The following is a 21359-nucleotide window of genomic DNA, read 5'->3' as shown; positions in this document are numbered from 1 at the left end:
TGCGCCGCCCGTCCGTGAGCAGGCCCCGCAGGTAGACCTGCCCCCACCGACGCTGGTCGTTCCTCGCAAACGGCTCGAAAACCTCCGCCGCGAAGTCCTCCAACTCACCACGCACAGCAGCAATCTCGTCCGGAGTCACACCCCCTCAACGCAACACCACCCAAAAGGACACGCTCACCTACAACCGACCTGACCAGGCCCTACTAGCGCCGCCGCCCCACGTCAGCGCACCGCGTCGGCGAGGGCCGCCTCGGTGTCGGCGGTGGCCAGGTCGGCGTTGATGTGGGCCCCGGCCAGGGCCCCGGCGGCGGCCGAGGCGCCGACCTGCGCGGTCGGGTCGGCGGCGTTGCCGGCCACCCACACGCCCGGCACCCCGGTGACACCGGCCGTGCCGGAGACGAAGCGGCGGCCCGCCCCGCCCGGCAGGTCCTCCCTCGGCAGCCGCAGCCCGTCCAGCCCCTCGGTGCGGGCCCACATGCCGCTCGCGACGGCGAGGACGCGGCGCGGCACGGTCTGGCCGTCGGACAGCCGCAGGCCGGTGATCCCCTTCGCGCCGGACTCCACGGCGGCGACCGGGGTGTCGACGACGCGGATGCCGCGGGCCGCGAAGCGCGCGCGGGTTTCCTCGTCCAGCTCGGTGGTGTGCGTGAAGTAGACCAGGTCGTCCGTCAGTTGACGGAACAGCAGCGCGTGGTGGAGGGAGGCGGGGCCGGTCGCCAGGACGCCGAGGGGTTCGTCGCGCACCTCCCAGCCGTGGCAGTAGGGGCAGTGCACGACACCGTGCCCCCAGTGCCGGGCGAGCCCGGGAACGTCCGGCAGGACGTCGCGCAGTCCGGTCGCGACCAGGAGGCGGCGCGCCCGCAACGTGCCACCGCCGGCCAGGGTGACGGTGAAGCGGAGATCCCCCTCGGCGGACCGCTCGGCGGGCGCGGCGGTGGTCACCTCGCCGGTCACCACGCGTCCGCCGTAGCGGCGTACCTCCGCCCGGCCGCGGGCCAGCAGTTCGGCCGGCGGGACGCCGTCCAGGCCGAGCAGGCCGTGCACCCCCTCGGCGGGCGCGTTGCGGGGCGCGCCGCTGTCGATCACGACGACCGAGCGGCGGGAGCGGGCGAGCATCAGCGCGCCGTTCAGTCCGGCGGCGCCGCCACCGATCACCACGGCGTCGACGGTCCCTCCGGGCAGCGTGCCGACCACACCGCCATCAACGTCAGAAGCGTTCACGGTCGTGGCGGGTGTGGCGGGTGTGGCGGGTGTGGCGGGCGTGGCGGGTGTGTCAGGCATGGCGGACCCTTCGTCGTACGTGCGGCCCCCGGTCGCGGGGGTTCGCCTCGACCGTAAGCACCGCTTGCGGTAAAGGCATACGATGATGCGTATGACGCAAGAGGATGGCGAGCTGGACAGCCTGGTACGCAAACGCATCCGCGCGCTGCGCGTGGCGCAGGGCTGGTCACTGGACGAGCTGGCCACCCGGGCCCGGATGAGCCAGTCCTCCCTGAGCCGGATCGAGAACGGCCGGCGGCGCCTGGCCCTGGACCAGCTCGTCGTCCTGGCCCGCGCCCTGGACACGTCACTGGCCCAGCTGGTCGAGACCGCGAGCGACGACGTGATCTCCAGCCCGGTGATCGACGGGAACCACGGGGTGCTGCGCTGGCCCGTGAAGGCGGACCCCGGCATGACCGTCGTACGTCAGCGGCTGACCGACCCGCCGCCGGACAACCCCTCACGGTTGCGCGCCCACCCGGGGCACGAGTGGCTGGTCGTGCTCTCCGGGACCGCCGTCCTGCTGCTGGGCAACCGGCGCTTGCGCGTGGAGACCAACCAGGCGGCCGAGTTCCCCACCATGCTCCCGCACGCGATCGGCGCGGAGGGCGGGCCGTGCGAACTCCTCGGCATCTTCGACCGCGACGCCCGGCGCGGCCACCAGGGCGGCGGGGGCGCCGCCGGGGAGGACTGAGGACCGCGAGGCGGCGCCGGGCGGAGCAGGCGACGCACCAGGTGCGAGCCGCGCGGAGGGCACCTTTCATGCGCGCCCGGCAGCGGGAGGGGCCATCGCCTTGCCGCATCGGCAAGCGAGCACGCGTACGGCGCAAGCCGCCTCTACGGTGACGGCATGTCTCCCACCGCGCACCGCCCCGAGCAGCACCACGACGCACCGCACCACAACACACCGCACCACGACGAACAGCACCACGACGAAGAGCACGCCTCCCACAACACCCACGCCCACGCCCACAGCCACTCCCCCGCCCACGACCACGGCCAGGCGGGCGACGGTTCCGGCGCCCAGGCCGAGATCCTGGACCTGGACGCCGAGGTCCTCGCCGGCCACATCGCGTCCGTCACCGCCTGGCTGCCGCTCAGGGAGAGCCCCCGCCACATCGTGGACCTGGGCAGCGGGACCGGGGCGGGCACCTTCGCCCTGCTCGCGCGCTTCCCCGAGGCGCACGTGACCGCCGTCGACGCCTCGGCCGCCCATCTCCAGCGTCTGCGGGAGAAGGCGTGCGCCCAGGGCGTGGACGACCGCGTACGCACCCTTCAGGCGGACCTCGACACGTCCTGGCCCGACCTCGGCGCGCCCGATCTGGTGTGGGCCTCGGCCTCCCTGCACCACATGGCCGACCCGGACGCCACTCTGCGCCGCGTCCACGACACCCTGGCCCCGGGCGGGCTCCTCGCCGTCGTCGAGCTGGCCGGCTTCCCGCGTTTCCTGCCCGAGGACGCGCCACGGGACCGGCCGGGTCTGGAGGAACGCTGCCACACCGCGAGCGACCGCTTCCACGCCGAGCACGTCCCGCATCGCGGCGCCGACTGGGGGCCGAAGCTGAGCGCGGCCGGGTTCGCCGTGGAGGGCGAGCGCACGATCAAGGTGGACATCGAGGGTGCGGGCTCCCCGGCGATCGGCCGCTACGCCCAGGGCGGCCTGGAGCGCCTGCGCGCTACGGTCGCCGACGTCCTGCCGCCCGAGGACCTCGCCGCGCTCGACCGGCTGCTCGACCCCGGCAGCCCCGACGGTCTCCTGCGCCGCGACGACCTCGTCGTCCGCACGGAACGCGTCGTGTGGGCCGCGCGGCGTTCCTGACGCGCCGGGGACCACCCGCGGTCGCTACTCCCCCGCCAACTCCTCCTCCAGCCACGTGCGTCCACGGGTGCGCGGGGTGAGACGGACCGGTCCGAGGCGGGCGGCGAGGCGTTCGGCCTCGGCCTGGACGGCCTGTTCGGCCTCGTGGCCGACGTCCTCCAGGAAGCGGCACACGAGGTCACCCGCGCGGTCCTGGGCCCAGCCGCCGACGACCCGGCCGTCCCACCACACGGTGGGGCCGACGTTCCCCGCGCGGTCGAAGAGCCGGGGGCCGTGCGGCCCGAGGAACCAGTCCCGGCCGCTCCATCCCATCGGGGTGGAGTCGAGCGCGGGCAGCAACGCGGCCCAGGGGGCGGGGCGTTCCACGGGGCCGAGGTCCTCGGGCAGCAGGAGCGCGGTGCCGCCGTCGACGCGGACCTCGACGGGGTCGACCTGGGCGAGCGCGCGCGTGGTCCGCGTCTTCGTCCATCCCGTCCACCACCGCAGGTCCTCGGCGGTGCCGGGGCCGAACACGGACAGCCAGCGGCGGGCCAGCGCGGCCTCGGCGGCGCGCGGTTCGAGGGCGGGCAGCCCCTCGGGCAGCCAGTCGCCTACGGGCGCCCAGCGGTACTGGTGGGAGGTCCAGGAGCCGCGTGGCCGGCCGCGCACGACCCGGCCCTCGGCGGCGAGCAGGAGCAGCACGCGGCTCGCCGCCTTCTGCCGCCCCTCGTAGCTCTTCCCGGCGGACAGCACGATCTCGGTGGCGAGCCGTTCGTCGTCCCCGGCGAGTTCGGCGGCGGTCGCCTCGCCGCGCGCGGCGAGCGCGTCGAGAGCGGCGCTCTCGGCCCCGGCGAGCCAGCGTTCGACCCCGGCGGGGGTGTCGGCGACCCCCGAGGCGGCGAGGAAGCCGAGGAGTTTGCGGCGCTCCTTGGCGGCGACGCCGAGCGAGCAGCCCGCGAGGAGCAGCGGCGCGTCCTCGCGGCCGGTGACGAACACCGTACGGCGCATGGCGAGCAGCCGCAGCAGTGTCCGGTCCTCGTACAGGGCCCGTTCCACGTCGGCCACTTGGCCGTCCCGCATGCGCGCCCACAGCCCGACGTACACGGAGGACGGATCGGTGCCGTGCACGGCGAGCAGGGAGCGGGCGACCTCCTCGGGGCGTTCGGCCCGGCCGTCCGGGGTGAGCCGGTGGCGCAGAGCGAGCCGGGAGCGGCGTTCGGCCGGGTCGATGGTGCGCGTCGCGGGCATGGCGGGCACGATAGCGCGCCTCCCGCCTCCGGAGGCGGCCACCGAAGACGCCTCAGAGGCTTCCGGTGCCCGCGTACTGCATGACGGCGACGACGATCCCGAGGACGGCGACGGCGCAGCCCACGATGCCGAGGACGATCCCGGCGGTCGCCCTGCCCCGGCCCCCGGCCTCGCCCCGGTCGGCGCGCCGGCCACCGGCGGCGCCGAGTACGAGGGCCGCGACGGGCAGCACCACGGGGACCAGCACGAGCCCGAGGACGCCGCACACGAGGGCGGCGGTGGCCTGCCCGTTGGGGCGGTCGGCGCCCGGCGTCTCGTCGGCGTGGGCCGCGGCGGCACGCCCCGGGGAGAACTGCGTGTCCGTGGTCATGGGTCCCTCTCGTCCTGGCTTCGCCCCGGGGATCGCCCCAGGTCAGGGGCCAAGGCTAGGGACAGGACATGGGGGCTACCGGTGGTAACGGTGGAGGCGGCGTCCAGGTGTGTGACCAGTCTGTGGACGCCACCCCCGGCCGCTCAACGCCCTGTCAGTGCCCGAGCCTGCCGTAGGCACGCAGGACGCGCAGCGCTCGCAGGGTCTCCGCGCCCCGGTAGTCGTACGTGGCCGAGGGGCTCGGCGGCTCCCAGGTGAGGGCCCAGCCGCCGTCCTCCCGCTGGTCGCGCAGGAGCCGGTCGAGGTGGCCGTCGATCCGCTCGTCGGAGAACAGGGAGCGCCAGGGGCTGTCGGGCGTGGGCGCGAGGTGCAGCGGGGTGACGCCGTACGCGGGGTCGTCGCCTTCGGCCCGGTAGTGCTCGGCCTTCGCGAGCGCGCCGGGGACGGCGGCGGCCAGTTCGCTCCCGCGCGCCCGGTACCGCTCGGGCAGGTGGGCGAGCAGCGCCATGACCTCGGAGACCGCGTGCGCGTCGGACGGGAACCCCTCGCGCTCCACGGTGTCCAGGCACCAGCCGGTGGCGCGGTCGAGCCAGTCGTGGCGCACCCCGAGCCCGTGCAGGAGCCCGGCGAGTCCGGCGGTCGGGTTGAGCCCGGGGACGAGGGTCCAGTCGGCCCAGTGGACGGCGTGCGGGTAGGCCCTCATGACGGGCAGGGCGAGGGACACGGGGCCCTCGGGCGCGGCGACGGTGTCGAGCCAGCCGCAGACCCGTTCGGCCTCGGCGCGCGCCGTACCGGCGACGCCGGGGTCGGCGGCGGCGAGCAGCGTCAGGGTCTGGAGCGCGACCTCGGCGTCGATCGGCAGACTGGCCGGGCAGCGTTTGTCGGGTTCGAGGCCGTGACCGTAGCCGCCGTCCGCGTTGCGGTACCCGCCGAGCGCGGCGAGCGCGGAACCGGCCGTCTCGCCGTCGAACACCACCTCGTACAGGCGCTGTTCGAGCAGTCGCCCGTCGCGGACGAGGAAGGCTGCGGCCCGGTCGAGCACCTCGGACCCGCTGGGCCCGGTGAGGCTTCCGGTGGCGGCGGGGCCGCCGGTGGTCGTGTCGTGAGGGTTGTCGCTCATGGCCCCAGCATGAGGTGCGGGCGGCCCGGACGTCTTGAACGAATCGGACACAGACGCGGGGGCGGTGAACAGGTCAGCGGCGGCGCACGTCCCCGGAGGGCGGTGTGTAACGCGGGATCACGCGGGCGCACGTCCCCGCGCGACCGCCTGTTTCCCCGCGTGACACCGAAATGGCTGTCACATGACATCCGGCCAACTCCCCCCAGGCACTCTTGTGCGGGCCGGGCCGCTTGGCAAGGATTCCGTTTCGGCGAAACCACGAGCAGGTCAAGTTGACATGCTCACGCTTATTCCTGGCGTTCCCCGGTACGGAACGCGAGGCCCGCCGCCCGCACGGCCGCTCCATCCCACTGGCGCACCGTCCACAAGGAGAACCCTTCAGATGGCAGCTCAGCGTTCCGCCCGGCGCACCCTCGCCGGCATCAGTGTCACCGCGGTCACCGCTCTCACCCTCGGCACCCTGGCCGCCCTTCCCGCGACGGCCGCCCCGGCCGCGCCGGTGGGCCACATCGAGAACGCCGGTGTCTCCGACGCGATATCCGGCAGCTACATCGTCACCCTCAAGTCCGGTGCGCCGAAGGCCGGTTCGGCGGCAGGCAAGGCGCTCGCCAAGGAGTACGGCGCGAAGATCGACCGGACGTACTCGGCCGCCCTCAACGGCTGGGCGGTGAACCTCGGGGAGGCGCAGGCGAAGAGACTCGCGGCCGATCCGGCGGTCGCCTCGGTCGCGCAGAACCGCACGTTCACCGCGGACGCGACCCAGACCAACCCGCCGTCCTGGGGCCTGGACCGCATCGACCAGAAGACGCTTCCGCTCAACCGGAGCTACACGTACCCGGATTCGGCGGGCCAGGGCGTCACCGCGTACATCATCGACACGGGTGTCCGCATCACCCACCAGGACTTCGGCGGCCGGGCCTCGTACGGGTACGACGCGATCGACAACGACAACACGGCGCAGGACGGCAACGGCCACGGCACGCACGTCGCGGCGACCGTCGCGGGCACCTCGTACGGTGTGGCGAAGAAGGCGCGGATCGTCGGCGTCCGCGTCCTGAACAACGCGGGTTCGGGGACGACGGCGCAGGTCGTGGCCGGGATCGACTGGGTCGCGCGGAACGCGGTGAAGCCGGCGGTGGCGAACATGAGTCTCGGTGGCGGCGCCGACACCTCGATCGACACGGCGGTCAGGAACGCGATCAGGGCGGGCGTCACCTTCGCGGTCGCGGCCGGCAACGAGTCCACCAACGCGAGCACGAAGTCCCCGGCGCGGGTCACGGAGGCCATCACGGTCGGCGCGACGACGAACACCGACGCGAAGGCCGGCTACTCCAACTACGGTACGGTGCTTGACCTGTTCGCCCCGGGTTCGTCGATCACCTCGGCGTGGGGCACCGGCGACACGGCGACCAACACGATCTCCGGTACGTCGATGGCGACCCCGCACGTGGCGGGCGCGGCGGCGGTCTACCTGGCCGGCCACACCTCGGCGACCCCGGCCCAGGTCTCCTCGGCCCTGGTCGCGGGCGCCTCGACCGGAGTCGTCACGAGCCCCGGCTCGGGCTCCCCGAACCGTCTGCTGAACATCGTCCCGTAAGGCGTGTGAGTCCTCTCGACGCGGACGGTACGTGAACGAGGGCGGCGGTCACCTCAAGGGGTGGCCGCCGCCCTTGCGCCGTCCACGGCTGCGGCGGCGCGCAGGAGATCCACGGTGCGGGGGGCGGCCCGAACGAGGCTCGGTGAGCGAGGCGTTGCCACTGCCGTGGCCCCGTACTGGTTCGGGCGGCCCGGTGGCCGGACACCTGAGCCCGAGTCGGCGACGTCCTGCGCAGCCAGGCCGCTCACCGGTTTCGCGGGACCTGGCGCCCTAAAAGAGGGTTCCGCCTGACGAACAGGACCGAGCCGGGCAAGCTGGCATCCGGAGCATCCGGACACAGGGAGAGTCACCGCATGCCGTCGACCGTCGAGTACATCCGCTACCGCATCGCTCCGGACGACCAGAAGGCGTTCGAGAGCGCATATCACCAGGCCGCCGAATCGCTGGCCGCAGCTCCGGAGTGCATCGACTACGAATTGGCCCGCTGCCAGGAGGAACAGGACCGCTACATCCTGCGGATCCGGTGGACATCGGTCGAGGACCACCTGAAGGGCTTTCGCACAGGCGATCACTTCCCGGCCTTCTTCCGCGCCATCCGCCCCTATGTGACCGCCATCGAGGAGATGCAGCACTACCACGTCACGAACGTCGTGGGCGTGGGCAGCGCCACAGGACGGGAGTACTCGTGACCGACCCGCTCGACACCACATCTGAACGCCCCGCCTCCGGCGGCAGACCCGGCACGCCGAGCATCTACGAGTGGGCGGGTGGCGCCGACGCTCTGAACCGCCTCACCGAGGTCTTCTACGGACACGTCCTGAAGGACCCGGTCCTGGCCCCGGTCTTCGCGCACATGGACGCGCGCCACTCGCAGCACGTGGCCTTGTGGCTCTCCGAGGTCTTCGGTGGTCCCTCCCACTACACCGAGGGTCGCGGGGGCCACCCGCACATGGCCCGGCAGCACCTCGGCCGTGGCATCACCGAACAGCAGCGCCGCCGCTGGATCGACCTGCTGGTCGACAGCGCCGACGAGGCCGGACTGCCCACCGACCCGGAGTTCCGCGCGGTGTTCCTGTACTACGTCGAGTGGGGCACACGGATGGCGCTCATCTACTCGGGCGAAGACCCGCCGCCCGTCGACGCCGCCGATGTGCCGGTCTGGCAGTGGGGGCAGACACCGCCCTGGCAGCCCGGAAACTGAAGAGTGAGAGGAGCCGAGCGACGAGCGGGAGCAGGGAGGCGAGCATCTTGCGCTTGGAGGTGGCGGGCTCCCGGGTCAGCTCGACATCCACCCGGGCCGCTCGCCCCTCGGGCTTGCCACCGTCCGCGACGAAGCCGCGCCCGGGATCGCCCCGGGCGCCACCGGGCAGCCGGACGGCACGACCCCCCGGCTGCGCATCGTGCTGGACCGGGAAGCCGGCTCCTCCGGGACCACGCTGTCCCCTGGCCGGGGTCGCGCATTCGCGGCCCTCGGCGCACCGGGCCCGGGACGAACACCGTGGCCGCCCGGAGCAAGGGGCTGACGACCTTGCGGTGTGGCAGGAATCCGCACTGGAGCGACGCCAAAGGCAGACTCGACCTACGCTTCAACTGCAAGCACCACACGATCAACTGGGGCTACCGGATCTCCGCCAAGCTGAAGTCCGTCATCACGGGAGCGGTGACGGAGCGAGGTGCGTCGTGGTGGAGGAACGGCCGGCACATGCCGAAGAACTCGCCGCACACGTGGGCAAGAACTACCATTTCCACGGTACCTTCGAGCCGGTCAGGCGCGGTGACCGCGTTCAGTCGCAGGACACCTGAGGTTCCGCGTCAAGGTCGGCGGCCGGACCGGTACGGGCACCTTGACCTGGACCAGCGACGTCAAGGCGAAGAAGTAGTACATGTGTCTGTCTCATGACCTCGTCCGCGGATGGGCCGAGGCGATCCTCGCGCAGCTCGGGCCACCGGCCGGTCATTCGCTGGCCGTGTCCGGGCCCGGGTTCCGCTCCGGTACCCATACCGAGGCACACCAGGCCCCCGACAGCGGGGAGTTCGCTTCCTCCCTGCACATCCGCCTCGATGACGAGCCCTCCTCGGGCGACGACGGGAACCCGCCGGACGAGGACCCGCCGGACAGCGAGGCCGACGGGCTGCTGGTCACGCTCACCTTCGCCGACGGCTCCACGGCCTCCGTCTGCTTCGGCGTCTGCTTCGAGGCGCCCCTCTCGGAGGCGGAGGCCGTCACCCTGCTGGCCGGTCAACTCCAGGACGCCGTACTGGAGGAGACCGGCGGCGCCCCCCACCCGCCCTGCCCGGGCCACAGTCACCCGGCCGTGGCCAGAACCGTGGACGGCATCGCGTGCTGGGCCTGCCCGAACGGCGGGGCGGTGCGGCCCGTCCTCCCCGCTGCCTAGGGTGTGACGTCGTCCACGGCCCCGGCGGCGCGCAGCACGGCCACAGTGCCGGGGTAGGGCCCGGACGAGGCCCAGTAGAGCGGGGAGTTGCCGCTGCCGTGGTCCTCGCGCTGGTTCGGGTCGGCGCCGTGGCCGAGCAGGACGCGCACGGTGTCCTCGTGGCCCCAGGCGCACGCGGCGCACAGCGGGGTGCCCTCGGCGCCCACCCCCGCGCTCTCGGTGCCGGGCTGGGCCCCGGCGGCGAGGAGCAGGACGGCGGACTCGGCGGCCCCGTGCACGGAGGCGGCGTAGAGCGGGGTCGTCCCGTCCCGGTCCGCGGACTCGGCGGGCGCCCCGGCCGCGAGCAGCCGGCGCACGTCGGCGGGCTCCCCGAACATGGCGGCCTCGACGAGACGTTGGACGAGCTTCTTGCGCGTACGACGGTTCATGGCGGAGAGCGTAGGGCTTACCTCGCCCCGGCCCCCGACTCGGCGCGGCCCAGTCCGGAACGCGCCGAGCCGGACGGCGGGTCCAGCCGAGTCACGAGCCGGCGGTCAGCCCTGGAAGCGGTAGCGGACCTGGCGGTACGTCTCACCCTTGCCGAAGGCGAATCCGACGTCCGGGTCGACGCGGTACAGCAGGACGTCGCCGGAGCGGATGGTGTCACCGAGGCCGTACCAGGTGCCGTCCGGGTGGGTCAGGAGGGCGCCGTACTTGTTCTCGTAGGCGTCGGCGGTGGTGCCGCGTTCGGCCGGGTCGCTCACCACCCGGGCGCGCCCCTCGACGGTGATGTCGGTACCGTCGAGGGCGTTCGTGCCGGTCGTCATGGAGCAGCGGTCGTTGGCGTGGAGGTTGCGCGCCTTGCGCTCCTGGTCGCCGGTGGCGAAGTACAGGGCGCCGCCGGTCCAGACGGCCAGCAGCGGTGTCACGTGGGGGCGGCCGTCCGGGCGGACGGTGGACAGCCAGAACAGTGGCGCCTCCTCCAGCTCACGCCGCGCGGTCGGCCAGGGGATCACCTCGGCGCCGGGGTCGCTGAAGGGGCCGACCGAGGCGACGGGATCACTGTGGGCCATGGAAACTCCTTAGGGGGGGGCGGGGCACGGGTCAGGACAGCGGGGCGGGACAACGGGGCGGGTGGTTCGGGTCAAGGGGACGGCGGCACCCGCGGACGCACTCGTGGCCACCCGCGGACTCACTCACGCCCTACCGCGCCCACCCGGCCCCCCGGTTCCACGTCCAGTTCCACGCCCAGCGCGTCAAGCCAGTCGCCGGTGCCGTGCTCGCGCCAGGACGGCTCCTCGCGGCCGTCGAGGTAGACCCCCTGCTCGGTGAGGACGAGCCGCGTGCCCCCCTCTGCCGGGCGGAACTCCACGGTCGTCAGCGAGGCCGTCGCGAGTCCGTCCCCGACGTGCAGCACGGAGGTGTAGACGATGCGCTCGTCCCGGACGATGTCGCGGTACGTCGACTCGAAGGTCATCGACGGGCCGCCGTCCGGGCGGGCGCGGTTGACCTCCCGGCCCCCGACCCGGAAGTCCAGTTCGTGGTCGGCGCCGGGCGTGGAGAACCAGCGGGCCTTCACCTTCGGGTCGGCCCAGGCCGCGAACACCCGTGCCACCGGGGCCGGGTAGAGGCGTTCGAGGGTGAACGTGGCGTGCGTGACAGAACGGTCGGCCATCACAGGCTCCCTTGCTCCGGTGTGCCGGGATCATCGGCCAGGCAGTCGCCGAGCCGGTCCAGTCGCCGTTCCCAGACCGTGCGCTGCCCGGCGAGCCAGCCCTCGGCCGTCCGCAGCGCGTCCGGCTCGATACGGCAGGTGCGGACCCGGCCGGTCTTCTCGGACCTGACCAGCCCGCACGCTTCCAGCACCTGTATGTGCTGCATGACCGCGGGCAGCGACATCTCCAGCGGCCTGGCCAGCTCACCGACCGACACCGGCCCGTGGACCAGCCGCTCGACCATCGCCCGCCGCGTCCCGTCCGCCAGCGCCTGGAACACCCGGTCCAGCGATCCGGCATAGTTAGGCATGTCCTTAACTATGCGGCGGCGCAGCTCCGCGGTCAAGGCTTCACTCCTCGACCGGCGCGGCGCTCGCCCGGGTTCCGGCAGAGCGTGGCCACTCAGCGCAGTACGGCCGCCAGCAGGTCGGTCCCCAGCGCCGTCATCTCGGGCAGGTTGAGGGAGTACCGGACGTAGCGACCGTGGCGCCGGGACGTGAGCAGGCCCGCGCGGCGCAGGACGGCGAGGTGGCGGGAGACCTCCGGGGGTGAGAGTTCCCAGGCGTGGGCCAGCTCGCCGGTGGTGTGCGGGCCACGGGCCAGGGTGCGCAGCAGCCGCAGCCGTACCGGATGCGCGAGTGACTCCAGCCGTAGCGAGACCGTCTCCAGCGGTACCGGCTCCGGTGGACGAGCCTCTGCCACCGGGTACTGCACCACCGGCTGCCACCCGGGCGCGTGGACGGCCACCAGGTGGGGACGGCCGAAGACGCTGGGGACGAACGTGACCCCGGCGCCGTCAGCGGCGGTCGCGTTGTCCTGGAGCTTGTCCACGATGATGCTGTCGCCGTCCGGCGCCAGGGTCACGGCGCCGGAGACCGATGCGAGTGCCGCCCCGACGCCCTGGCGCTTCAGCAGGTCGTTCTTCAGGCGCAGATCGGTGGCGAGCTGCACGGCGACGCCTCTCCAGGCGGTGTCGAAGAAAGCCTCGGCGCACTGTTCGAGAGTGTCACGCACCCGGGCCCGCACGATGTCCGGGTCCGCGAGCAGCCGTTCCGCGAAGGCCTCTTGGAGCGCGCCGCGGGCCTGGGCCAGGTCCAGGGCCCGCTCGCGCGCCGTGGCGTCGGCGAGCGGCGACGGCCCGGCGAAGTGGACCCGGTTGCTGCCGCACGTGGTGATGAGTGCGGCGGTCACATAGGTTTCGTCGTCGATCCGGTCCACCTCGTCCAGCTCCTCGGCGAGGGTGGGCCGGGGACGGGCGGGGACCAGGAAGTCGGCTCGTGAGGAACGCCAGAGGAACTCCGCCTCCCGCAGCCGTTCGGCCAGCTCCGGCCGGAGCCCGGCCCAGACGTCCCCGGCCCAGCCGGCGAGCTGCGGGTGATGCGCGGGTTCGGCCAGCACGTGCAGCATCGCGGTCAGCTCGGCCAGCGGGGAGGCGGCGAACCGCAGTTGCCCGGGCGGCGGGCCGCCGATGTCGATCCTCAACGTCATTCCCTCATCATCACGGGGCGGACGGCCGACGGCCGCGTCGATTGACGATGTCCGTCAACCGGCAAGGGCCGGCTCGACGCCGGACGCACCGTTACGCCATGGCAACCACCGTCAAGATCCGGCCGCACACCCTCGTCCGAGCCTCCGGAGGCCCCCGCTACGCCGTCGCCCTGACCGTGGACGCGCTCGGCACCGGCCTGCTGCGGCCCTTCCTGCTCCTCTACGGGGTGTCCGTGCTGAGGCTGTCCGCGTCGGCCACCGGCCTCGCCATGACGGTCGGCGCCGTCCTGGGCCTGGTGTGCATGCCCGCGGTCGGCCGATGGCTGGACCGGGGCGCACGCAGCACGGTCGTGGCGGCGTCGATGCTGGTGCGGGTACTGGGCGTGGCGCTGCTGCTGGCCGCCCCGGCGGGGCACGTCGGGCTGTTCGCGGCGGCGGCGCTCTTCCTCGGCATCGGCAACCAGGCGTGGCCGGCCGCCCACGCGGCCCTCGTGGCCACGGTCGCCCACGGCCGGGAACGCGACGCCGCCCTCGCGGGGGGCCGCGCCCTGCGCAACGCCGGACTGGGCGCCGGCGCACTGCTCGCCACCGCGTGCCTGGCGGGCGGCACCACCGTGTTGCAGGCGCTGGCAGCCGTCACCGGGCTCGCCTACCTCGCCGCGGCGGCCTTGGCGTGGTCGGTCCACGTGGACGCTCTTCCGGCCGCTGCCGCGGGCAGGGGCGGGGACGACGTGCCCGCACCCCGGATGCGCGCGCTCCTGGCCGCCAACGTGATCTACGTCTTCTGCCTCAACGTCCCCGAAGTCGCGCTCCCTCTGGTCCTGGTGGCGCAGATGGGCGCCTCCCCGGTGTGGTCGGGGGTCGTCTTCGCGGCCAACACGGTGCTGGTGATCGCCCTCCAGGTTCCGGTCACCGTCCTGCTGTCCCGCTTCCCCCGCCGGTCGGTGCTGGCGGTCGCCGGCGTGGTGCTCACCGCGTCCTACCTCGGCTTCCTCGCGGCCACCTCCCTGGGACACGGCTGGGGCGCCCCGGCCGTCGCCGCGGTGTCCGTGGTCTGCACCGTCGGCGAGATCATCTACGCGGGCAGCGCCACGGCGCTCGTCGCCGCCCTCGCCCCCGCGCATGTCCTGGGCCGGGCTCTCTCCCGCTTCCAGCTCTCCACGGGCTTCGGCCTCGCCGTCTCCCCGGCGGCCGTCACCGCTCTCGCGCCCCACGGCCCGACCGCCCTCTGGGGCAGCCTCGCCGCCGCTACGCTCCTCTCGGCCGGAGCCGTCGCCACCGAGCGGGAGCAGGAAACGGGGCTCAGCGGTCACTGACGCCGGGCGTGAGGGGACTCGTGAGCCGGTGAGTCCGGGCGGGCTCGTGAGCCCGGCGACCGCTCCGGACCACACTCGGTGCGGCCTGAACTCAGCGTGCGCTGAGTTGTACAGTGCGGTGACCGGGGCCCGGTGCTGTCCCGCTTCGCCTCACAGTCACCCGTACAGTCGCCGGGCGCCCGCTCCACCAGCGATACGACGGAGAGGCTGCGCACAGCACATGACCATGCGACACGACGACACCACCTCCGACAACGACACCGACACCGACATCGCCCCCGCCACCCCGGATCTGCCGTCCAACAGGGGCCGTTGGGGCCTCGACGACCAGCTCGGCACGCTCAACCTGATCACCGAGGAGGTACGGGCGCGGGGCGCCGCCGAGGTGCGGACGGGCCGCGCGGTCTCCCTGGCGCAGGTGATCGAGCCCGCGCCGGTGGTCAGCGGCCCCTTCGCCCCCGCCGGCCGGCCCGCCTCGCCGGTGCAGCAGACGGTGACGTACACCGGCTCCCCGACGATGGCGGCCGTGGACGTCATGACCGTCGTCAACCACCACACGCGCTCGACGCACATCGACGCCCTGGTGCACATACCGCGTGACGGCGATGTCTATCCCGGGCGGCCCCTCACCCGCAGCCTGAGCCCGGCCGGGGCCGTCCACGGCTCCACGACCGCCTTCGCCGCCGGGATCGTCACCCGGGGCGTCCTGCTCGACCTGGCTCCGGGCACAGCGCTGGAGCCCGGGCACGCGATCACGGCGCGGGACCTGGAGGCCGCCGAGGAACGGCAGGGCGTACGGCTGGAGTCCGGGGACGCCCTCGTCGTGCGCAGCGGCTGGATCGGAGGGCCCCAGCCGGACCGCGAGATGCCCGGGATCAGCCTCGACGCGGTGCGCTGGATGGACCGGCGCGGCGCCTCGCTCTTCACGGGCGACGCCGGGGACGCCCACCCCGGCCACGACCCCGCCTGCCCGATGCCGCTGCACGACGTCGCCCTGCCGCTCCTCGGCATGCCGCTGATCGACGTCCCCGACCTGGAGGAACTGGCCGCCGTGTGCGCGGAACTGGGCCGCTACGCCTTCCTCCTCACGGTCGCTCCCCCGCGCATCCACGGACTGACCGGGGTGCCGGTCAACCCGCTCGCCCTGTTCTGACGACCGCGTTCTGACGACCGTGTCCTGACGTACGGCGACGCGCGTACGGGTCCGGTCCGCGACGGACGGGCACCTACGGTGGCGCCGTCCGTCGTCGTGGCCGGGCCTGCCCGCGCCGCTCACCGAGGCGGGTGGCGCCGGTCCCCGAACGCCTCCGCCAGGACGGACCGGGTCAGCACCCGCAGGAAGGGCGGGACGGTCAGGGCGACCGACCCGGCGAAGACGGCGAAGGCGAGCCGCAGTCCGAGCCCTTCGGCGAGCAGGCCCATGAGACCGGCGCCCAGCGGCATGGCTCCCCAGCTGAACAGCCGGCTGACGGCCCCGAACCGGCCGAGCAGGGCGTCCGGCACGAGGCGTTGCGCCATGGTCCGGGAGTTCACCGTCCACAGGGTGCCGCCCATGCCGCCCAGGAAGGCCGCGCCGGCCACCGCCCGCAGGTCGGCCGTCAGGGCGGGCACGGCCATCATCGCGAGGGTGCCCACGAGGTCGGCGAACATGACCCAGCGGCGACCGAGGAGGCGGTTGAGCCAGGTGACCGTCAGCGCACCGGTCAGGCCGCCGACCCCCAGGGCGCTCAACAGGACGCCGTACTCGGTCGAATCGAGGTGCATGACGGAGGTCGCGAACAGCGGCATCAGCGCGAGCCAGGCACCCCAGCACGCGCACAGGACGGTCAGGATGAGCGCCATGGTCCGCAGCACCGTGTGGCGCCACAGATGGCGCAGACCCTCGGCGATCTGCTCCCGGACGGTCTCCGTGGCGGCCCGCGCCTCGCCCTTCACCGCGTCCCGCCGGCTCGCGCGGAAGCGGCCCACGAGCAGGAGGACGACGAGCGAGGAGGCCAGGTACGACAACCAGGTCGCACCGAGCGCGAATCCGGTGCCGGCCGCGAGCAGGAGGCCGCCGACGAAGGGCCCGGCGAACTCGTTGCAGACCGTTTCGGCGCCCGCGATCCAGGTGTTGGCCCGCTCCCGGTCCTCCGGCGCGGTCAGGGCCGGGATCAGCGCCGAGGCCGAGGTGAGGGCGACGACCTCGGCGACGCCCAGCACCGTACCGGCGGCGCAGAGCACCGGGATGCCGACCGCCCCGGCGCCAGCGAGCGGTATCAGCGCACCGACCGCGAGCAGCCGCAGGGCGTTGGCCCCCCACAGCAGCCGCCGCCGGTCCGCCCGGTCCACGAGCACTCCGACGTGGAGCGCGGCCAGCAGCCAGGGCAGGGACAGCGTGAGCGACACGGCGGAGATCTGGGCGGGCGAGGCGGAGGCCCGGGTGGCCAGGAGGGGGAGGGCGATCTTGGTGACGCCGTCCGCGAGGTTGGTGAGCGCCGTGAAGACGAGGAGGACGACGGTGTCGCGCGTGCCGCGACGCGCTGCGGGCGGCGGCGCGGCGCCCGGCACGAAGTCCTCGGGAAGCGCGGCGGCGAACGCGACCGGCGCTCCCTCCCCGGCATCGGCGCGGTGATCGCCCATCAGTCTCCCCCAACCGTCGGACGGCCGAACGCCCTAACCGTCTAAACCGTTATGCCGGTTACCCCGGTACGCCGAGTCTGGCACGGAGGTGAGCCGGTCCGCTACCCGCTAAAGCGGATAGCCGGTTAGCCGGTGTAGTCTGGGCCCCTTCGCAGGAGGTGATCCATGCCCGAAGCGCCCGCATCCGCGCGGCTCGTGGAGGCGTTCGCGAACACGCTGGACGTCGAGGAGGGGACCGACGACCTGGACACGGCTCGCAAGCTCGACGCCTGGCTGCGCGAACAGGGGCTCCTGCGGGGCGGCGAGCGGGTCCGCGCGCGGGACCACGCCTTGTGTCTGCGCGTACGCGCGGGTATCCGCGAGGAGTTGGGCGTCCACGTGGGCGACACCCCGGACGACGAGCTGTTGAGCGACGCGGCCGAGGCGCTGCGCGAACTCCCCGTCGTCGTCACCACCGGAGCCGGACCGGGGACCGGGGTTGGGGCCGGGGCCGGGGCCGGGGCCACCGGGGTGCTCTCCCCCGCGCCGCACCTCCCGGCGGCCAGGAAGGCCCTCGCGTCGCTCGCGATCGCGTGGAGCGAACTGGCCCTCACCGGCGAGGCCACGCGGCTCAAGCGCTGTTCCGAACACGCCTGCGCCTGGGTCTTCTGGGACACCTCGAAGAACCGCAGCCGCCGCTGGTGCTCGATGCGGGTGTGCGGCAACCGGGCCAAGGCCCGCCGCCTCGCGGCACGCAGGGCCACCGGGGCACCGCGGCCCGAGTGACGGGTAGAGCCGTGCGGGCCGCCCGCACGCGTACGAGGTGACGAACGACGGGCGGCCCGGCCCTTCGGCTCAGCCCCTCCCCTGCCGGGACCTCCGGTTGACGACGGCGAGCCGGGCGCTCAGGACCTCCGCCCGCCCTATGACGACGATCCGCCCGGGGTCGGCGTCCCACTCCCGGCCGCCGCCGAGCGGACGGAGCTGGGTGTACGGCCCGACCTGCCCCATGACGACCCCGACCCGCCCGCTGGCCTCGTCCCGTACGACCGCGCCGGGGCGCGGCGCACCCGGCCCCACCGGTACGGCCTGCTCACTCACGGCCGGCTCCGCCCGGTCCGGCGGCGAGCACGCGCGCGAGGTCCCGGGCGACGGCCGGGGTGACGCGCCCGAGTTCGACCAGGGGCCGCGCGGGCTCGGTGGCGAGCGAGGACGGGTCGAGCCCGAGGGAGGGCAGCGTCACCCCGCGAGCCCGCAGGGCCAGCCGCAGAGTGTCCCTGGCCTCCCGCGCGTCGTTGACGATCTGGGACCAGCTGGGTACGTCGTCGTTCTTCATGGGGACCTTCACTCGGTGGAGGGGATTCGGTGGTTCTGTCCTCCCATCCTCGGCGCCGCGCCCTACGCTCCCAAGCAATTGACGTCCCAAACGGACGCGAGGGAAGAGGAGTTGCGATGCCGGCTCGACCCACCGAACTGACCCCGGACCGCTCCGCGCGACACATGTTCGGCGCGGAGATGAGGAGGCTGCGCGAGGCAGCGGGCATGTCCCTGGAGAGCCTGGGCGCGGTCATCAAGTACAGCAAGAGCTCCCTGGCCCGTTACGAGACGGCGGAGTCGATGATCCCACCGGATCTCCCAGCGCTCCTCGACGCGGCATTCGGGACGTCGGACGGGTGGTTCGGGAAGCTTTACGCGTTGGCTTGCAAGGAGTTCCACCCGGATCAGTTCCGCAGAATGGTGGAACTGGAGGCCCGCGCCAGCCTGATCCAGCAGTACAGCGGGCTCATCGTCCCCGGGCTTGTGCAGACCGAGGCGTACGCGCGAGCGCAGTTCAGGGTCCACAATCCGCGAGCCACCCTGCACGACATCGATGAACTCGTTACGGCCCGCATGAGTCGACAGGGCCTTCTGACCCAGAACCCGGCGCCAGATCTCTACGTACTCCTTGACCAGGCGGTTTTGCTGCACTCGTATGGCGGCCGGGAGGTCATGCGCGAGCAGCTAGCGCACCTGGCTGGCTTGGCCTGCACGTCCACGACCATCCTGCAGGTTCTCCCAATGGTCCACGGGGGACATCCCTTGGCGGGCGGTTCACTGAAGTTGCTCACCCTTGACGACGGGTCTCGTGTCGCCTACGAGGAAAGCATCACCACCGGAACCCTGCTGGAGGATACGCACATCGTCAAAGCGCATCAGCGGTCGTACGATCTGGTCAGGGCCTATGCCTTGTCACCCAGCGATTCGGCGAAGCTGATCCGCTCCACGATGGAGGAACTCCCCCATGAGCACCACCCCGGACTACACCCGCGTGGACTGGACGAAGTCCACCTACAGCGGGAACGGCGGTGACAGCTGCCTGGAGTGGGCCCCTTCCGTAGCCCGCGCAACGACCACGGTTCCGGTCCGGGACAGCAAGACCCCCCGAGGCCCCGTCCTCACCTTCAGCCCCGCCGCCTTCACCGCCCTCGTCAACTGGGCGCGTCAGCCGCGATCCTGACCCGGCTGCCTGACCTGCACGGCCAGGACCGTCCCGAAGGTTCACGAGGCGACAGGGCGACGCTGGCCCACTCCGCGATGAGGACCTCCATGAGCACCGCCGGCCTGGACCACGGGGTGTGACGGGCTTTCTGGGTGCTCGTGCTGGTCATGGGCAGCAGCCCCCGGGGGGATCGTCTGCCGGCGGTGGGAGTCGAGGAGCGTCAGGACGGCAGTGATCCCACGCGGCTGGGCGAGGGTCCGAGGTTTCCTGTGACGGTCGCCGCTGCGTGCCCCTGATCTTCAGCGGCTCTTTGCGGCGTGATCTGTGGGGTGCATGTCGTGGACGCCGTCACGCCGGGTCCCGGAAGGTGGAGGGGTGACGGAACGCAGCATTGTCTTCGTGATCTACGAGGGATTTCAGCCCCTTGACCTCACCGGTCCGCACGAGGTGTTCCAGCACGCCGGGCGGCTGGCCGGCGGCTATCGCCGGCTGGTGGTGGCGCCTCGTCCAGGGCCGGTGCGGGCGGCGAGCGGGCTCGTGGTCCACGCCGGGCACGGGGTGGACGAGGTGGATCCCGAGGATGTCGACACTCTGGTCGTGGCCGGTGGCGAGGGAGTCGACCTGGCGCGCCGCGATGCGGAGCTGACCGGCTGGATCCGAGCCGTCGGGTCGCACGCCCGCCGCGTCACCTCGGTGTGCAGCGGGGTGTTCCTGCTGGCTGCCGCCGGACTCGTCGAGGGGCGCAGGGTCACCACGCACTGGGCCCGCGAGCAGCAGCTCATCAGGGAACATCCGGGTGTCGAGGCCGACTGCGAGCCCATCTTCATCCGGGACGGGCAGGTGTGGACATCGGCCGGTGTCACCGCAGGAATGGATCTCGCCCTGGCGCTCGTCGAGGACGATCTCGGGCGGGACGTCGCTCACGCTGTCGCCCGCGAGATGGTCATGTTCCTGCGCAGGCCCGGCGGTCAGTCCCAGTTCAGCGTGGTGCTGTGGGCGAGAGAACCCGCGACCGACCCGGTCCGTGCCGCGGTATCGGCCATCCACGCCGATCCCGGCGCGCGGCACGCGATCGCCGACCTGGCGCGGAGCGCGCGGCTGAGCCCGCGTCACCTACAGCGCCGGTTCACCGCCGAACTGGGCACGCCGCCCGCCTCGTACGTGGAGCGAGTACGTGTCGAGGCCGCCCAGCGCGCGCTGGCCGAAGGCGACGACCCGGTCGAGGCCATCGCGCGGCACTGCGGGTTCGGCATCCCCGAGACACTGCGTCGCACCTTCCACCGTCACCTGGGCGTCGCCCCCTCCGACTACCGGGCGCGATTCCGGTCCACCGCCACCACCCGGGCGGAACAGCAACAGGAACAAGAACAGGAGCATTCATGACCACCTACGGACTGCTGGTCTTCGACGGTGCCGAGGAACTGGACTTCGTCGGCCCCTGGGAGGTGTTCACCGCGTCCTCGATGCTGCGCGACGGCGTGGACACCGCCGTCCTCATCTCCGAAAGATCCGGACCCGTACGCTGCAGCAAGGGCATGCGCGTCCTGCCTGACCACACCTTCGACGACCACCCGCCCCTCGACGTGCTGCTGGTCCCCGGTGGCCCCGGGGCGCGCGAGACGGAGCTGTACAACCCGGTCGTCACCGGCTGGGTCGCCAAGAACGCGGAACAGGTCTCCTGGGTCAGCGGCGTGTGCACCGGCGCGGTGATCCTGCACGCCGCCGGGCCCGCGCGCGGGCGGCGCGTCGCCACCCACTGGAGCTACGAGGACACGCTCGAATCGCGCGGCGATGTCACCGTCGTCCGTGACGCCCGCTATGTCGTGGACGGGAACCTGATCACCAGCCAGGGCGTGTCGGCCGGGATCGACAGCGCCCTCTGGCTGGTGGGCCGGCTGCACGGCGTCGAGCACGCCCGCGCGGTGCGCCGGTACCTCCAGTACGACCCGGCGCCGCCCTACCTCGCCGACGAACCCCTCGTCGCCTGAGATC

General features: G+C 73.1%; 25 protein-coding genes and 1 pseudogene. 13 read left to right on the top strand and 13 right to left on the bottom strand.

Translation table 11 applies throughout. The features are described 5' to 3' along the window. Positions 1 to 139, bottom strand: a pseudogene (locus AB0J21_RS19450) (IS701 family transposase); the annotation flags it as partial. 83 nt (positions 140 to 222) lie between these two features. Further along, positions 223 to 1221: an NAD(P)/FAD-dependent oxidoreductase gene (locus AB0J21_RS19445; protein WP_363147207.1), complete on the bottom strand. Its 999-nt coding sequence runs from the start codon at positions 1219 to 1221 to the stop codon at positions 223 to 225. A gap of 151 nt (positions 1222 to 1372) precedes the next feature. Between AB0J21_RS19445 and AB0J21_RS19440 the strand changes: the two genes are divergently transcribed. Beyond that, entirely contained in the window at positions 1373 to 1954 is a 582-nt protein-coding gene (locus AB0J21_RS19440) for a helix-turn-helix transcriptional regulator (protein WP_363147206.1), read from the top strand. A gap of 156 nt (positions 1955 to 2110) precedes the next feature. Next, positions 2111 to 3079 (top strand): methyltransferase, encoded by a 969-nt coding sequence (locus tag AB0J21_RS19435; RefSeq protein ID WP_363147205.1) that lies wholly within the window; start codon positions 2111 to 2113, stop codon positions 3077 to 3079. A gap of 24 nt (positions 3080 to 3103) precedes the next feature. Here AB0J21_RS19435 and AB0J21_RS19430 read toward each other — a convergent pair whose 3' ends face one another. The 3 genes from AB0J21_RS19430 to AB0J21_RS19420 all read right to left on the bottom strand — a co-directional run bounded on the left by AB0J21_RS19430 (position 3104) and on the right by AB0J21_RS19420 (position 5796). Continuing rightward, on the bottom strand, positions 3104 to 4306 hold the full coding sequence (locus AB0J21_RS19430; protein WP_363147204.1) for a winged helix DNA-binding domain-containing protein: 1203 nt from the start codon (positions 4304 to 4306) through the stop codon (positions 3104 to 3106). 52 nt (positions 4307 to 4358) lie between these two features. Continuing rightward, positions 4359 to 4676, bottom strand: coding sequence for a DUF4190 domain-containing protein (locus AB0J21_RS19425; RefSeq protein WP_363147203.1), 318 nt, complete (start codon positions 4674 to 4676; stop codon positions 4359 to 4361). A 154-nt stretch (positions 4677 to 4830) separates the two neighbouring features. Beyond that, positions 4831 to 5796, bottom strand: a complete 966-nt coding sequence (locus tag AB0J21_RS19420; protein WP_363147202.1) for a hypothetical protein — start codon at positions 5794 to 5796, stop codon at positions 4831 to 4833. 382 nt (positions 5797 to 6178) lie between these two features. Between AB0J21_RS19420 and AB0J21_RS19415 the strand changes: the two genes are divergently transcribed. The 4 genes from AB0J21_RS19415 (at position 6179) to AB0J21_RS19400 (ending at position 9789) form a co-directional block, all read left to right on the top strand. Then, positions 6179 to 7393, top strand: a complete 1215-nt coding sequence (locus tag AB0J21_RS19415; RefSeq protein ID WP_363147201.1) for a S8 family peptidase — start codon at positions 6179 to 6181, stop codon at positions 7391 to 7393. A 353-nt stretch (positions 7394 to 7746) separates the two neighbouring features. Beyond that, positions 7747 to 8082, top strand: coding sequence for an antibiotic biosynthesis monooxygenase family protein (locus AB0J21_RS19410; RefSeq protein WP_363147200.1), 336 nt, complete (start codon positions 7747 to 7749; stop codon positions 8080 to 8082). Beyond that, a complete protein-coding gene (locus AB0J21_RS19405; RefSeq protein WP_363147199.1) occupies positions 8079 to 8594 on the top strand; it encodes a group II truncated hemoglobin in 516 nt (171 codons plus the stop codon). Before AB0J21_RS19410 ends, AB0J21_RS19405 begins: the two co-directional genes overlap by 4 nt. Before the next feature lie 682 nt (positions 8595 to 9276). Next, complete coding sequence (locus tag AB0J21_RS19400) at positions 9277 to 9789, top strand: hypothetical protein (protein WP_363147198.1); 513 nt, start codon at positions 9277 to 9279, stop codon at positions 9787 to 9789. On the opposite strand, the gene AB0J21_RS19395 is transcribed toward AB0J21_RS19400, so the two are convergent. The 5 genes from AB0J21_RS19395 to AB0J21_RS19375 form a co-directional block, all read right to left on the bottom strand. Next, positions 9786 to 10217, bottom strand: coding sequence for an ankyrin repeat domain-containing protein (locus AB0J21_RS19395; protein ID WP_363147197.1), 432 nt, complete (start codon positions 10215 to 10217; stop codon positions 9786 to 9788). The two genes, AB0J21_RS19400 and AB0J21_RS19395, sit on opposite strands and share 4 nt — an antisense overlap. Before the next feature lie 105 nt (positions 10218 to 10322). Further along, positions 10323 to 10841: a pyridoxamine 5'-phosphate oxidase family protein gene (locus AB0J21_RS19390; RefSeq protein ID WP_363147196.1), complete on the bottom strand. Its 519-nt coding sequence runs from the start codon at positions 10839 to 10841 to the stop codon at positions 10323 to 10325. A gap of 119 nt (positions 10842 to 10960) precedes the next feature. After that, complete coding sequence (locus AB0J21_RS19385) at positions 10961 to 11443, bottom strand: SRPBCC family protein (protein ID WP_363147195.1); 483 nt, start codon at positions 11441 to 11443, stop codon at positions 10961 to 10963. After that, a complete protein-coding gene (locus AB0J21_RS19380; protein WP_363147194.1) occupies positions 11443 to 11793 on the bottom strand; it encodes a metalloregulator ArsR/SmtB family transcription factor in 351 nt (116 codons plus the stop codon). Before AB0J21_RS19380 ends, AB0J21_RS19385 begins: the two co-directional genes overlap by 1 nt. A gap of 92 nt (positions 11794 to 11885) precedes the next feature. Continuing rightward, positions 11886 to 12971, bottom strand: coding sequence for a helix-turn-helix domain-containing protein (locus AB0J21_RS19375; RefSeq protein ID WP_363147193.1), 1086 nt, complete (start codon positions 12969 to 12971; stop codon positions 11886 to 11888). 98 nt (positions 12972 to 13069) lie between these two features. Between AB0J21_RS19375 and AB0J21_RS19370 the strand changes: the two genes are divergently transcribed. Then, positions 13070 to 14287: an MFS transporter gene (locus AB0J21_RS19370; RefSeq protein WP_363147192.1), complete on the top strand. Its 1218-nt coding sequence runs from the start codon at positions 13070 to 13072 to the stop codon at positions 14285 to 14287. Between the two features lie 220 nt (positions 14288 to 14507). Then, complete coding sequence (locus AB0J21_RS19365) at positions 14508 to 15440, top strand: cyclase family protein (protein WP_363147191.1); 933 nt, start codon at positions 14508 to 14510, stop codon at positions 15438 to 15440. A gap of 119 nt (positions 15441 to 15559) precedes the next feature. Here AB0J21_RS19365 and AB0J21_RS19360 read toward each other — a convergent pair whose 3' ends face one another. Continuing rightward, entirely contained in the window at positions 15560 to 16909 is a 1350-nt protein-coding gene (locus AB0J21_RS19360) for an MFS transporter (RefSeq protein WP_363147190.1), read from the bottom strand. A 165-nt stretch (positions 16910 to 17074) separates the two neighbouring features. Between AB0J21_RS19360 and AB0J21_RS19355 the strand changes: the two genes are divergently transcribed. Further along, a complete protein-coding gene (locus tag AB0J21_RS19355) occupies positions 17075 to 17674 on the top strand; it encodes a CGNR zinc finger domain-containing protein (protein WP_363147189.1) in 600 nt (199 codons plus the stop codon). 69 nt (positions 17675 to 17743) lie between these two features. Here AB0J21_RS19355 and AB0J21_RS19350 read toward each other — a convergent pair whose 3' ends face one another. Together AB0J21_RS19350 and AB0J21_RS19345 are read right to left on the bottom strand one after the other, a co-directional pair. Next, positions 17744 to 17968, bottom strand: coding sequence for a hypothetical protein (locus AB0J21_RS19350; RefSeq protein WP_363147250.1), 225 nt, complete (start codon positions 17966 to 17968; stop codon positions 17744 to 17746). A 13-nt stretch (positions 17969 to 17981) separates the two neighbouring features. Continuing rightward, the gene (locus AB0J21_RS19345; RefSeq protein ID WP_363147188.1) at positions 17982 to 18224 is read right to left on the bottom strand and encodes a hypothetical protein; all 243 of its coding nucleotides are present in this window, start codon (positions 18222 to 18224) and stop codon (positions 17982 to 17984) included. Between the two features lie 116 nt (positions 18225 to 18340). On the opposite strand from AB0J21_RS19345, the gene AB0J21_RS19340 reads away from it, so the two are divergent. The 4 genes from AB0J21_RS19340 (at position 18341) to AB0J21_RS19325 (ending at position 21355) form a co-directional block, all read left to right on the top strand. Next, positions 18341 to 19237: a helix-turn-helix transcriptional regulator gene (locus AB0J21_RS19340; RefSeq protein WP_363147187.1), complete on the top strand. Its 897-nt coding sequence runs from the start codon at positions 18341 to 18343 to the stop codon at positions 19235 to 19237. After that, positions 19170 to 19385: a DUF397 domain-containing protein gene (locus AB0J21_RS19335; protein WP_363147186.1), complete on the top strand. Its 216-nt coding sequence runs from the start codon at positions 19170 to 19172 to the stop codon at positions 19383 to 19385. The genes AB0J21_RS19340 and AB0J21_RS19335 overlap by 68 nt, the downstream gene beginning before the upstream one ends. Before the next feature lie 357 nt (positions 19386 to 19742). After that, positions 19743 to 20750 carry a GlxA family transcriptional regulator gene (locus AB0J21_RS19330; RefSeq protein ID WP_363147185.1) on the top strand — a complete coding sequence of 336 codons (1008 nt, stop codon included), beginning with the start codon at positions 19743 to 19745 and terminating at the stop codon, positions 20748 to 20750. Continuing rightward, on the top strand, positions 20747 to 21355 hold the full coding sequence (locus tag AB0J21_RS19325; protein ID WP_363147184.1) for a DJ-1/PfpI family protein: 609 nt from the start codon (positions 20747 to 20749) through the stop codon (positions 21353 to 21355). The genes AB0J21_RS19330 and AB0J21_RS19325 overlap by 4 nt, the downstream gene beginning before the upstream one ends. Positions 21356 to 21359 lie beyond the last annotated feature (4 nt).

Origin of the sequence: Streptomyces sp. NPDC049954, from assembly GCF_040656295.1 — a bacterium.
Lineage (GTDB): Bacteria > Actinomycetota > Actinomycetes > Streptomycetales > Streptomycetaceae > Streptomyces.
The sequence above is the reverse complement of the archived record's forward strand: the minus strand, read 5'-3'. Positions and strand labels throughout refer to the sequence as shown.